Below are 12,594 nucleotides of genomic sequence, written 5' to 3'. Positions count from 1 at the left end.
CGGTGAGCGCCCGCTTAGAGCGGCTGCTCCGAGCTGCCCGTGGACTCGCGGAACGGCTCAGACCTTCTCGAAGGGATCGTGCTCGGCGAGCAGCTTCTCCAGCCGGGCCTGGTCGACGCGGCTGACGATCTGCCCGGCCTCCTGGCGGTCCCGGATCACCTTGGCGAGCGTGAAGGCGGACGTGACGAGGTAGAGGACGGCGATGGCCAGGAAGGACCGCACCCAGGCGTTGGCGTCCAGCCGGAAGATGCCGATGGCGGTGGCCGCCATGGCGACCGAGAAGGAGGCGACGGCCTGTCCGTAGAAGGCGGCCGTGCTCTGCTGTTTGACCGGTGTGTCACTCATGCGACGATCCTCGGCGGACGCGGGCCGCGCCGCATCCGCCGAAGTACTCAGGTGTGCTACTCAGAACGCCGAGACGCCGGTCAGGGAGCGCCCGATGAGCAGCTTCTGGATCTGGCTGGTGCCCTCGTAGAGGGTCATCACCCGGGCGTCGCGCAGGAGTTTGCCCGCCGGGTACTCGTCGATGTAGCCGTAGCCGCCGAACACCTGCAGGGCATTGTTGGCCGCGCGGACGGCGGCCTCGGAGGCGAACAGCTTGGCCTTGGACGACTCCACGGCGAAGGGCTCCCCGCGGTCGACGAGGTCGGCGACCCGCCAGGTCAGCAGCCTGGCCGCGTCGACGTCCACGGCGATGTCGCTGATCAGCTCCTGCACCAGCTGGTGGTGGGCGATCGGCCGGCCGAACTGCTCACGCTCACCGGCGTACCGCACGGCCGCGTCCAGCGCGGCCTGGGCGATGCCGACGCAGCCCGCGGCCACCGACATGCGCCCCTTGGCGAGCGCGGACATGGCCACGGAGAAGCCCTTGCCCTCCTCGCCGAGCAGCGCGGAGGCCGGCACGCGCACGTCCTGGAGGACGAGTTCGGCCGTGGCCTGGCCGCGCAGGCCGAGCTTGCCGTGGACGGTCCGGCGGGTCAGACCGGGGCTGGAGGTGGGCACGAGGAAAGCGGAGACGCCCTTGTGGCCGGGGGCGTCGGTGGAACGGGCGAAGAGCAGGACGACGTCCGCCCAGGTCCCGTTCGTGATGAACATCTTCGTCCCGTTGATGACGTAGTCGTCGCCGTCGCGGACGGCGCGGGTGGTGAGGCTGCCCGCGTCGGAGCCGGTGCCCGGCTCGGTGAGGCCGAAGCAGCCGACGTAGTCGCCCGCGGTCAGTCCCGGCAGCCAGCGGCGCTTGTGCTCCTCGCTCCCCCAGGCGGCGATCGTCTTGGCGACCAGCCCCAGGGAGACGGAGACGATCCCGCGCACCGAGGAGTCGCCACGGCCCAGCTCCTCGGTGACCAGGCAGTACGACAGGTGGTCCCCGCCCGAGCCGCCGTAGCGCTCGTCGACGGTCAGGCCGAGGAAGCCGACCTCGCCGAGCTTCTTCACGATGCCCCGGTCGACCTCCTCGGAGCGGTCCCAGGCGATCACATGGGGGGCGATCTCCCGCTTCACGAACTCGCGGGCGAGCTGCCGTACGGCCGCCTGCTCCTCGCTGAGCCCCAGGTTCACCACGGGATCACCTCACTACGAACGATCTTGAAGTCTGTACATTTAAATTAGCAGTGCTAGTTTCCAGTCGCAGCCCTACTATGTGCGCCATGGCCCGACCGCGCAAGCCCCTGCTCAGCACCGACCGGATCGTCGAGACGGCCCGGGAGCTCGTGGACCGGGAGGGCCTGGCAGCCGTCTCCACCCGCCGGCTCGCCGCCGAACTCGGGGTGAGCGGGCCCTCGCTCTACAACCACTTCCGCACCAAGGACGAGATCCTGGAGGCGGTCGCGGACTCCGTGAGCGGGCTGGTGGACCTGTCGATGTTCGACGACGGCCGGGACTGGCGGACGTCCCTGCACGACTGGGCCGTCTCCTACCGGGCCGCCCTGCGCGACCACCCGAACATCGTCCCCGTCCTCGCCCGGGGGCCCGGGCGCCGCCCCGCCGCGCTCCGGCTGGCCGACGCGGTGTACGGCGCGATGGTCGACGCGGGCTGGCCGCCGGCGCAGGCGACCTCCATCGGCGCGCTGATGCGGTACTTCATCATGGGCTCCGCGCTCGGTTCGTTCGCCGGGGGTTTCGTGGACGACGCCAGCGCGTACGACCCCGCCGACTATCCCCACCTCGGCCAGGCCCATCTGCTCGCCGAGCAGCAGGAGAAGATCGACGAGCGGGCCTTCGAGGCGGGGCTGACGGCGCTGCTTGACGGGCTGGCGCAGCAGTACGCGCAGGTGGGACCGGGCGCGTGAGAACAGTTCGGCCGGTGCCGAAGTGCCGGTGCCGCATGCTGGGCGCATGACCACCAAGGACTCCCGGGCGGCGGGTCTGGCCGGGCTCGCCGCGCTCATCGCGGACGAGACCCGCGCCGCGTGTCTGCTGGCGCTGCTGGACGGGCGGGCCTGGACCGCCGGTGAGCTGGCCCGGCATGCCGGGGTCGCCGCGTCGACGCTGAGCGAGCACCTGGGCAAGCTGGTCGCGGGCGGACTGCTCGCGGAGGAACGGCAGGGCCGGCACCGCTACGTCCGGCTGGCCGGCGCGCACGTCGCGCAGCTCGTCGAGGACCTCGCGGCGCGGGTGCCCGCGGCGGCCGTGCGGCAGCCGCCCCGGACACTGCGGGAGGCGAGCGCCGGGTCCGCCATGGCACGCGGCCGTACCTGTTACGACCATCTCGCCGGGCGGCTGGGCATCGCCGTCACGGACGCCCTGACCCTCCGGGGGCTGCTGCGCCAGGACACGGGGTTCGCGCTCACGGACGCCGGGGTGGAGTGGTTCGGCGCGGCGGGCATCGCACTGGACCTCTCGAGCCGGCGTCCGCTGGCCCGGGCCTGCCTCGACTGGACCGAGCGGCGGCCTCATCTCGCCGGAGCGGCGGGGGCGGCGTTGTGCGGGCACGCGCTGGAGGCGGGGTGGTGCGTCCGCATCGGCTCGGAGCGGGCCGTGCGGGTGACGCCGGCCGGGGAACGGGCGTTGTCGTCGCTGCTGGGGGTTGCGTCCAGTGCGTTGCGCTGAGCCGCGCCGGCTGGGCGGGGCCGTCCGCCGGGGGGACTTGTCGGTCGGTCGTCGGGTGCGGCGCCGTCGTGGCCGGTCGCGCAGTTCCCCGCGCCCCTTCGGGAGTCACAGTGCCGTTCGTCGTGCCGGGCCGTCCGCCGGGGGGACCTGTCGGTCGGTCGTCGGGTGCGGCGCCGTCGTGGCCGGTCGCGCAGTTCCCCGCGCCCCTTGGGGGTGCGGGGCCGTCCGACGGGGGGACCTGTCGGTCGGTCGTCGGGTGCGGCGCCGTCGTGGCCGGTCGCGCAGTTCCCCGCGCCCCTTCGGGAGGTGCAGTGCCGTTCGTCGTGTGGGGGCACCCCCCCTCAGGCGTCTTGGGTTGTCGTGTCTTTGTTTGCCTGTAAGGAGCATGCGCTATGCGCCTTGTTCGGAATCGCCCGCACATACTCGCCCCCGGTGCCGCCGCCGTGAGCGTCCTGTTGTGGGCCTCCGCCTTCGTCTCGATCCGGAGTGCCGGGCAGGCGTACTCCCCCGGCGCGCTGGCCCTCGGGCGTCTGGCGGCGGGCGCCCTGGCCCTGGTGGTCATCTGGGCCGTACGCCGGGAGGGGCTGCCGCCCAGGTCCGCCTGGCGCGGCATCCTGCTCTCCGGGGTGCTGTGGTTCGGGTTCTACATGGTCGTCCTGAACTGGGGCGAGCAGGAGGTGGACGCGGGCACGGCGGCGCTCGTCGTGAACGTGGGCCCGCTGCTGATCGCCCTGCTCGGGGCCCGGCTGCTCGGGGACCCGATGCCGCCCAGGCTGCTGGCGGGGATGGCCGTGTCGTTCGCGGGCGCGGTGACGGTGGGGCTGTCGATGTCCGGCGAGGGCGGATCCTCCGTGCTCGGAGTGGCGCTGTGTCTGCTCGCGGCGGTCGCGTACGCGGCCGGGGTCGTCGCGCAGAAGCCCGCCCTCGGCCGGGCGAGCGCGTTGCAGGTGACGACCTTCGGGTGCCTGGTGGGTGCCGTGGCCTGTCTGCCGTTCACCGGGCAGCTGGTGCACGAGGCCGCCCAAGCGCCCCTGACGGCCACCCTGAACATGGTGTACCTGGGCGTATTCCCGACCGCGCTCGCCTTCACCACCTGGGCGTACGCCCTCGCCCGCACCACCGCCAGCCGGATGGGCGCGACGACGTACGCCGTGCCCGCGCTGGTGGTGGCGATGTCGTGGCTGGTGCTCGGCGAGGTGCCGGGGGCGCTCACGCTGGTGGGCGGGGTGCTGTGTCTGGCGGGCGTGGCGGTGTCGCGGTCCCGGGCGCGCGGCGGCCGGACGGTCCGGGCCGCGGCCGGGGAGCCGCGGCCCGAGAAGGTGTCCTGAGACGGGCGTCCCGGCGTCAGAAGACGACCAGCGCCCGGCCGCCCTTGCCCGCGAGCATGTTCTCGAAGGCGGCCGGGATGCCCTCCAGTCCGATCCGCTCCGTGACCAGCGCGGACAGGTCCAGGCGTCCCTCGCGCACGTGCCCGGCGAGCACCGGCAGGTCGCGGGCCGGGTCGGAGTCGCCGTAGACGCAGCCGGACAGGGTGCGGCCCCAGTGGAAGATCTCCAGGGCGTTGAAGGTGACCTGTTCCTCCTTGCCGCCGATGCCGACGACCGTCGTACGGCCGCCCCGGCGGGTGGAGTCCCAGGCCGCCCGGATGGTGACGGCGCGCCCCACGCACTCGATCGAGACGTCGACGCCCTGCCTGCCGGTGAGGGCACGGATCTCGCGCGGGGTGTTCTCCGAGGCGATGACGTAGTCGGTGGCGCCGGCCGCGCGGGCGAGTTCCTCCTTGGCGGGCGAGACGTCGACGGCGATGACGCGGGACGCGCCCGCGATCCGGGCCGACTGGAGGGTGGCGAGGCCGACTCCGCCGACGCCGAACACGGCGACCGTCTCGCCGGCCCGCACCCGGGCCGAGTGGTGGACGGCTCCGTAGCCGGTGAGGACGGCGCAGCCGAGCAGGGCGGCGTCGGTGAGCGGGACGCCCTCCGGGAGGGGCAGCACGCAGGCCGCGGAGACGACCGTCTCCTCGGCGAACGCGGCCACGTTGAGGCCCGGGTGCAGTTCGGTGCCGTCGGTGGTGCGGGCGTGGACGTCGGCGGCGCCGTTCAGGGCGTTGGCGCACAGCCACACCTCGCCGAGCGCGCAGGCGTGGCAGCTACCGCAGGACGGCGCCCAGTTGAGGACGACCGGCGCGCCGGGCGAGACATGGGTGACGCCCTCCCCCACGGCGACGACCGTGCCGGCGCCCTCGTGGCCGAGGACGGCCGGGACGGGGACCCGCATGGTGCCGTTGGCCAGGGACAGGTCGGAGTGGCAGACGCCGGCGGCCGCGAGGCGGACCCGGACCTGCCCGGGGCCCGGGTCGGGCAGCTCGATGCCGGTGATCTCCAAGGGGGCGCCGATGGCGGGCAGGACGGCGGCTCGTACGGCCATGGGTCTCGACTTCCTCAGAACTGGAGGGACTTGGTCTGAAGGTACTCGGCGAGTCCGTGCGCGCCGAGTTCCCGGCCGACGCCGGACTGCTTGTAGCCGCCGAAGGGCGCCAGGGGATTGAACCGGCCGCCGTTGATGTCGACCTGGCCGGTGTCCATGCGGCGGGCGAAGGCCACCGCCTCGGCCTCGTCGCCGGCCCAGACGGCGCCCGCGAGGCCGTACACCGTGCCGTTGGCGATGCGCAGGGCGTCCTCCTCGTCCTCGTAGCGCAGGAGGGAGAGGACGGGGCCGAAGATCTCCTCCTGGGCGATCGTCATCTCCGGGGTGACGTCCGCGAAGACCGTCGGGCTGACGAACCAGCCCTTGTCGCGGGGACGTTCGGGGCCGCCCGCGACGAGACGGGCGCCCTCGGCGACGCCCTTCTCGATGTAGCCGCGCACCCGGGCCTGCTGCTTCGCGCTGACGACCGGGCCGATCCGGTCGCCGTACTTCTCCGCCGCGGCCGCGGCCAGCTCGACGGCCTCGTCGTACTGGTCGCGGTGGACCAGCATGCGCGTCCAGGCGCTGCACGTCTGCCCGGAGTTGGACATCACGTTGGCGACGCCGACGCCCACGGCCCTGGCCAGGTCGGCGCCCGGCAGGATGACGTTGGCGGACTTGCCGCCCAGCTCCAGCGCCACCTTCTTGACGGCCGCACCGGCCACCGCGCCGATCTGCCTGCCGACGGCCGTGGAACCGGTGAAGGAGACCAGGTCCACGCCCGGGTGCTCGGCGAGCGCCTGGCCGGCGACCGGGCCGAGGCCGGTGACCAGGTTGAACACGCCCGCCGGCACCCCCGCCTCGTGCACCGCCTCGGCGAACAGCTGGGCGGTGAGCGGGGTGTTCTCGGCCGGCTTGAGGACGACCGTGCAGCCGGCGGCGAGGGCCGGGGCGACCTTGGCGACGATCTGGTGGAGGGGGTAGTTCCAGGGGGTGATCGCGCCGACCACACCGATCGGCTCGTGCAGGACGGTGGAGTTGCCGACCTTCTCCTCGAAGCGGTGGGTGGCGGCCAGTTCGGCGTAGGAGCCGGCGACGGCGATCGGCACGGCGGCGTGCACGGCCTGGGAGAAGGCGAGCGGGGAGCCCAGCTCGGCGGTGACCGTCTCGGCGATCTCGTCCTTGCGGGCGGCGAGGGCGTCCCGCAGGGCGGTGAGGCGCGCGGCGCGCTCGGCCGGGGTGGTGGCCGCCCAGGCGGGGAGCGCGGCGCGCGCGGCGCGAACCGCGGAGTCGACGTCCAGTGCGCCGCCCGCCGGGACCCGGGCGATGACCTGCTCGTCGGCCGGGTTCACGACCTCGATCTCGTCCGTGCTCCCGGCGGGGCGCCAGGCGCCGTCGATGTACAGGCCGTCATGTGCCTTCATGCTGCTTCCTCCCGGCGGGGCTGCGTCGTCCGGCACACAAACTAGCGGTGTTAGTTTTCGTGCGCCAGGGAGGCCGTCGGCCACCGGCCCGCCAGGGCGTCGGGCGGGCGCCGGAGACCGGGCGTCCCCGGACATCATCGCCGCCCGCGCGGGCGCTCATCCGCCCAGGTCGGGCAGCCGGTCGGGGGACGGGCAGACGCGGTCGCCGTGCTGGTCGAAGACGAACAGGTGGGCGAGGTCGACGAGCAGGGGGACCTGCATGCCGTGCCGCAGCCGGATGTCCGGGGTGGTGCGCACGACCAGGTCGCCCGGCAGCCGCCCCTCCGGCGGCGCGGGCTCCCGCGCCGCCTCCTCGTCCGGCGCCGCCGGTCGGTCCAGGACGACGACCGGGCCCGCGCGCAGCGACCCGGCCCGCTCCCGGATCCGCTCCAGCACGGTCACCCCCTCCCTGCGGCGCCGGCGCGGGGGCCGGGCGGCGGGGCGCGGCGCCTCCAGTTCGGGTACGACGGCGGGGCGCGAGCCGGTGTCGAAGTGGACGAGGACCTCGTGCCCCTGGAACTCGACGTGCTCCACGAGTCCGGTCAGCGGCACCTCGCCGGGCCGGGCGGCGCTGTGCGGTGGGGGTCCCCCCGCGTGAGCGAAGCCGAACGTGGGGGAGATGCGCACCGCCTCCGAGCGCAGTCCGACGATGACCTCGCGCCCCTGCTGCACGCGGAGCAGCTGGTGGTCGAGGGAGAGGGGCTCGGGCAGCCGCAGGAACTGCTTGCCGAGGCTGACGGTCATGGCGCCGTCCAGCGGGGCACGGACCAGGCCGCGCAGCAGGTTGATGCGCGGGGTGCCGATGAAGGCGGCGACGAAGACGTTGCGGGGCAGCGCGTACACCTCGCGCGGGGTGCCGACCTGCTGGAGCACCCCGCCGCGCAGCACGGCCACCCGGTCGCCGAGGGACATCGCCTCGGCCTGGTCGTGGGTGACGTACACCGTGGTGACCCCCAGCTCGCGGGTGAGCTGGGCTATCTCGGCGCGGAGGCGGTTGCGGAGCTTGGCGTCCAGGTTGGACAGCGGCTCGTCCATCAGGAAGACGGAGGGGTGGCGGGCGATGGCCCGGCCCATCGCCACCCGCTGCCGCTCGCCGCCGGACAGCTGGCCCGGGAAGCGGTCCAGCAGGTCCTCGATGCCGAGCATGCGGGCGGTCGCGGTGACCCGCGGGCCGGGGTCGGCGCCGGGCGACTCGATCCTCAGCGGGAAGCCGATGTTGTCGCGGCTGGTCATGCTCGGGTAGAGGGCGAAGTTCTGGAAGACCATGGCGATGTCCCGCTCGGAGGGCTGCCAGTGGTTGGCGTGCTCGCCGTCGAGGAGCAGTTCGCCCTCGTCGATGTCCTCCAGGCCGGCGATCATCCGCAGGACGGTGGACTTGCCGCATCCGGAGGGGCCCAGCAGGACCAGGAACTCACCGGGCGTGATGTCCAGCGAGAACCGGTCCACCACGCGCGGGCCGCGCGCGTAGGACTTGCTCACGTCGTGCAGGGAGATGGCGCGTGTCATGGCTGCTGTCCCCGGGGGCTGTGCGGAGCGCCGTCGCTCCGTGGTCCGAAGGTCCCGTGCGAGCCGCACGGAGCCTGTGGGTCACGGAAGTTAACGGATGGTGCCCGGCCGGGGAAGACATGACGCGGGACGGGACGATCCGGCGCAGGCAGCGGCGGAAACGGAGGATGACGTTCGACCTGGGGGGCGTGCGGCGGGCCCGCCCGGCCGGCCCACCGAGGGGCGCGAGACGGTGGTGCGGGCCCAGAGGTGCGCACCCGGCGAGCGCGACCGCGGGCCTCCGTCCGGCCGGCGCACGGTCACTTCGTCGCGGTCAGGTGGGCGAAGACGACCACGTTGCTGGTGTAGCCCGTCCGCCGGCTGAACAGGCCGCCGCAGGTGATCACCCTCAGCTCCGGGCGGCGGGCCGCGCCGTAGACCTCCTCGTCGGGGAAGCCGGTCTTGTCGAAGACCTGCACCCGGTCCACGGTGTACACGGCGGTACGGCCGTCCGCGCGCCGGGCCTCGATGGGCCTGCCGGGCCGGATCTGGGCGAGCCCGGCGAACACGGCGGCCCCCTTGGTGGTGTCGCGGTGCCCGACGGCGATCGCGGTGCCGGACTCGCCCGGGGTGGGACCGCCCTCGTACCAGCCGACCAGCTGGGGCCGGTCGACGGGCGGCGTCTCCAGTCGCCGGCTGCCGTCGAGCCGGATGGCCGTCACCGGGGCGTCGACGCCCAGCGAGGGGATGCGCAGGGACGTCGGCCGGGATCGGGGCAGCGGGCGGGGAGGTGGCGTCGGGTCCGACCGGGTCGCGCCCCGTCCGTCGGCCCGGTGGGAACCGGAGCCGGCCGCCACCACGGCGTCCGGGTCGCCGGGCCGGCCGGGCGCGGCCGGTGTGCCGTCCGCGTCGCACCGCGTCCCGACCGTCACCAGGACGACCACGAGCAGGGCCGTCCTGGCGAGGCGGTAGGCGCGGGTCCGGTGCCAGGGCCTGCGTCGGCGCCTACGCGGCGCCATGAGGCCGCCGGCGGATCAGCCGGATGTACACGGCGCCGCTGACGGCGACCAGGCCCACGGCCGCGGCGGCGGCCACCGGGGAGTACGCGGCCGCCGTGTCGATGAGGCCGCCGCCGCCCGCGTGCACCCCGCCCTTGGGCGGACCGTCGTGGTCGCTCTGTCCCCAGGAGCCGTTCTGCTGGTTGTCCTGCCGGCCGTCCTGCCGGCCGTCCTGCCTGTCGTCCTGCTGGCGGCCCTGCTGGTGGTCCTCGATCTGGCCGCCGGGCGCGCCCTCCGCCCGGCCGTCGTGGCAGTTGACGCGGAAGACCTTCTCCTTCACGGCCGGGGGCGTCCCCACGGTCCAGCTGATCTTGTACTGGCCATCCGCAAGCCCGAGCGTGTCGGTGTGCCCGGCGCCGCCGGCCAGCTGGATGACACCGGTCACGGTGGCGGCGGTGGGCAGCGGGGGCTGCGGCGTGATGGTGTACGCGATGGTGCTCAGGTCGTCGAAGTTGACGGCTTCGAGGAAGAACCTGCACACGACCGGGTCGTCCTTCGCCGAGCCGGTGAACTGCGGCATCGCGTAGTTGCCACGCGCGTTGTGGATCCGGATGTCGCCGTTCTCCCCTTGGGCCGCCGCGTTCGGCGCCGCCACCCACGACGCGCCCGCCGCGGCGAGGGCGGTGAGGACGACTGTGGCGCCCGCGCGGGAGCCGACGGCACGTGGGAGTGTGAGGGTGGGCATGCGCAATCCTCCGAGTTCAGACGATTTTCATACAAATCGCTCTTTCGCCTGGACTCTCCTTCATGGGGCGCGCGGCCCGCGGCAACGTCGCCCGGCGCGTCGTCAGAAATCGCCCGTCCGGCGCAGTCCCGGGCGCGGCGGCCCCGGCCGCGCCCGGGGCCCGCAAGAACGGCGCGGCCGGCCGACGCTCCCGGTCACCGGCTCGCGCTCACCTGGACGGGTACGCCGTTGAGGACCGCGTTGCCCGACAGCGGGTCCAGCAGGCTGCCGTCGAGGAGCTGGTTGACGTTGACCCCAGGGGCGGCGGAGGCGTGGCCGAGCCGGGTGCCGGGGCGGTCGTGGCCCCAGCCGTGCGGCAGGCTGACCACACCGGGCCGGACGCCGTCGGTGACCTCGGCGGGGGCCACCACCTCTCCCCCGGCGCCCTTGACCCGTACGTCCGCCCCGTCCCGGACGCCGAGGCGGGCGGCGTCCTCGGGGTGGATGTGCAGGGTGCAGCGGTTGCTGCCGCCGGTGAGGGCGGGCACGTTGTGCATCCAGCTGTTGTTGGAGCGCAGATGGCGGCGGCCGACGAGGACGAGTCCGTCGGGGCGCTCGGCCAGGGCCGCGCGGAGCCGGGGCAGGTCGCCGGCGATGGGCCCGGGAAGCAGCTCGATCCTGCCGCTCACGGTCCGCAGCGGCTGCGGCAGGCGGGGGCGCAGCGGGCCGAGGTCGATGCCGTGCGGGTGGGCGAGCAGTTCGGCCAGGCTCAGCCCGCCGGGCCGGGCGCCGAAGCCGTCGCCGTAGGGGCCGAGGCGCAGCATCATGTCGAGCCGGCGCTCGGGGCCGTTGTCACCGGTGAGCTGTGCGGCGAGTTCGCGCGGGTCCCGGCCGTACACCGGCGAGTGCTCCTCCCGCACGGCCCTGCCGAGGGTCTGGTCGACGACCATGGCGTCCACGGCGGCCGGGTCGGTGCCGTGCATGCCGCTGACCGCGAGGATCAGCCGGGCCAGGATCTCGCTCTCGGCCATGCGGCCGGGTTCGAGGGGGACGGCGGGGCGGGTGTAGCGCACCTGGTTGCGCACGGCGAGCGCGTTGAACGCGAAGTCGTGGTGGGGGCTCTGGGAGGGCGGGGGCGGGGGCAGGACGACGTGGGCGTGGCGCGAGGTCTCGTTGAGGTACGGGTCGACGCTGACCATGAAGTCCAGGGAGCCGAGGGCCTTGTCGAGGCGGTCGCCGTCGGGCGCGGAGAGCACCGGGTTGGCGGCGACGGCGATCAGCGCCCGTACGGGCGCGCCGTCCGCGGTCGCGGTGTCGATCTCCTCGGCGAGCGCCGACAGCGGCAACTCCCCCTTGGCCTCGGGGAGGTGACGTACCCGCGAGTGCCAGCGGCCGAGGGCGAAGCCGCGCCCGGGGCCCGCCGGGCGGGGCGTCCTGTCGGTGGCGGCCTGCGGGAAGAGGGCGCCGCCGGGCCGGTCGAGGTTGCCGGTGAGGATGTTGAGGACGTCCACCAGCCAGCTCGCCAGGGTGCCGTGCGGGACGGTGCAGCTGCCGATGCGGGCGTAGACGGCGGCGGTGGGCGCGGCGGCGAGTTCGCGTGCCAGGGTGCGGATGACACCGGCGTCGAGGTCGCAGGCCGCGGCGACGGCTTCCGGGGTGAAGTCCGCCAGTGCCTGCCTCAGTTCCGCGACGCCCTGGACGTGCGGGGCGAGGTCCTTCAGATCGGCCAGGCCCTCCTCGAACAGCACGGTGGCCATCGCGGCGAGCAGCAGGGCGTCGGTGCCGGGGCGGATCGCCAGGTGCCGGTCGGCGAGCCTGGCGGTGCGGGTGCGGCGCGGGTCCACCACGGTGAGCCGGCCGCCACGGGCCCTGAGCGCCTTGAGCCTGCCGGGGAAGTCGGGGGCGGTGCACAGACTGCCGTTGGACTCCAGCGGGTTGGCGCCGATGAGGAGCAGGTGGTCGGTGCGGTCGAGGTCCGGTACCGGTATGGCGCCCGCGTCACCGAACAGCAGGCCGCTGGAGACGTGCTTGGGCATCTGGTCGACCGTGGACGCCGTGAACAGGCTGCGCGTGCCGAGGGCGCCGAGCAGGAGCGGCGGGTAGAGGGCGCCGGCCACGGTGTGCACGTTCGGGTTGCCGAGGACCACGCCGACGGCGTTCGGGCCGTCCCGTTCCAGAACCGGGCGCAGGCCCGCGGCGACCGCGTCGAAGGCCTCCTGCCAGGTGGCCTCCCGCAGGGTGCCGTTCTCGCGGACGAGCGGGCTGCGCAGCCGGTCGGGGTCGCCGTCCACGGCGCCGAAGGAGGCTCCCTTGGGGCAGACGAAACCCTTGCTGAAGACGTCGTCGCGGTCGCCGCGCGCACCGGTGACGCGGGCGCCCTCGACGGTGAGGGTCAGCCCGCAGGTGGCCTCGCACAGGGGGCAGATTCGCAGGGCGGTGCGGGACACGGGTCCTCCCGAGGGGGGTCGGC

11 protein-coding genes are annotated in these 12,594 nt (G+C 74.3%); 3 read left to right on the top strand and 8 right to left on the bottom strand.

The features are described from left to right. Nucleotides 1–57: 57 nt before the first annotated feature. Nucleotides 58–345: a YiaA/YiaB family inner membrane protein gene (locus IE177_RS13595; protein WP_190015569.1), complete on the bottom strand. Its 288-nt coding sequence runs from the start codon at nt 343–345 to the stop codon at nt 58–60. Nucleotides 346–405: 60 nt separating this feature from the next. Continuing rightward, a complete protein-coding gene (locus IE177_RS13590) occupies nt 406–1,557 on the bottom strand; it encodes an acyl-CoA dehydrogenase family protein (RefSeq protein ID WP_190015852.1) in 1,152 nt (383 codons plus the stop codon). A gap of 89 nt (nt 1,558–1,646) precedes the next feature. Between IE177_RS13590 and IE177_RS13585 the strand changes: the two genes are divergently transcribed. From IE177_RS13585 to IE177_RS13575, 3 genes are all read left to right on the top strand, one after another. Further along, nucleotides 1,647–2,288 carry a TetR/AcrR family transcriptional regulator gene (locus tag IE177_RS13585; RefSeq protein ID WP_190015568.1) on the top strand — a complete coding sequence of 214 codons (642 nt, stop codon included), beginning with the start codon at nt 1,647–1,649 and terminating at the stop codon, nt 2,286–2,288. A gap of 46 nt (nt 2,289–2,334) precedes the next feature. After that, the gene (locus IE177_RS13580; protein ID WP_190015567.1) at nt 2,335–3,048 is read left to right on the top strand and encodes an ArsR/SmtB family transcription factor; all 714 of its coding nucleotides are present in this window, start codon (nt 2,335–2,337) and stop codon (nt 3,046–3,048) included. Nucleotides 3,049–3,440: 392 nt separating this feature from the next. Then, the gene (locus tag IE177_RS13575; RefSeq protein ID WP_190015566.1) at nt 3,441–4,376 is read left to right on the top strand and encodes a DMT family transporter; all 936 of its coding nucleotides are present in this window, start codon (nt 3,441–3,443) and stop codon (nt 4,374–4,376) included. Between the two features lie 16 nt (nt 4,377–4,392). Here the strand turns inward: IE177_RS13575 and IE177_RS13570 are convergent, their stop codons facing one another. From IE177_RS13570 to IE177_RS13545, 6 genes are all read right to left on the bottom strand, one after another. Further along, nucleotides 4,393–5,475: a Zn-dependent alcohol dehydrogenase gene (locus IE177_RS13570; RefSeq protein ID WP_190015565.1), complete on the bottom strand. Its 1,083-nt coding sequence runs from the start codon at nt 5,473–5,475 to the stop codon at nt 4,393–4,395. Between the two features lie 14 nt (nt 5,476–5,489). Further along, the gene (locus tag IE177_RS13565; protein WP_190015564.1) at nt 5,490–6,878 is read right to left on the bottom strand and encodes an aldehyde dehydrogenase family protein; all 1,389 of its coding nucleotides are present in this window, start codon (nt 6,876–6,878) and stop codon (nt 5,490–5,492) included. A 156-nt stretch (nt 6,879–7,034) separates the two neighbouring features. Beyond that, entirely contained in the window at nt 7,035–8,423 is a 1,389-nt protein-coding gene (locus IE177_RS13560; protein ID WP_190015563.1) for an ABC transporter ATP-binding protein, read from the bottom strand. Between the two features lie 299 nt (nt 8,424–8,722). Continuing rightward, on the bottom strand, nt 8,723–9,421 hold the full coding sequence (locus IE177_RS13555) for a class F sortase (RefSeq protein WP_190015562.1): 699 nt from the start codon (nt 9,419–9,421) through the stop codon (nt 8,723–8,725). Continuing rightward, nucleotides 9,408–10,145 carry a hypothetical protein gene (locus IE177_RS13550; RefSeq protein ID WP_190015561.1) on the bottom strand — a complete coding sequence of 246 codons (738 nt, stop codon included), beginning with the start codon at nt 10,143–10,145 and terminating at the stop codon, nt 9,408–9,410. The genes IE177_RS13555 and IE177_RS13550 overlap by 14 nt, the downstream gene beginning before the upstream one ends. Before the next feature lie 194 nt (nt 10,146–10,339). Beyond that, nucleotides 10,340–12,571 carry a molybdopterin oxidoreductase family protein gene (locus IE177_RS13545; protein WP_190015560.1) on the bottom strand — a complete coding sequence of 744 codons (2,232 nt, stop codon included), beginning with the start codon at nt 12,569–12,571 and terminating at the stop codon, nt 10,340–10,342. Nucleotides 12,572–12,594: the final 23 nt, after the last annotated feature.

This window comes from Streptomyces lucensis JCM 4490 (assembly GCF_014650035.1).
Classification (GTDB): Bacteria; Actinomycetota; Actinomycetes; order Streptomycetales; family Streptomycetaceae; genus Streptomyces; species Streptomyces lucensis.
The sequence above is the reverse complement of the archived record's forward strand: the minus strand, read 5'-3'. Positions and strand labels throughout refer to the sequence as shown.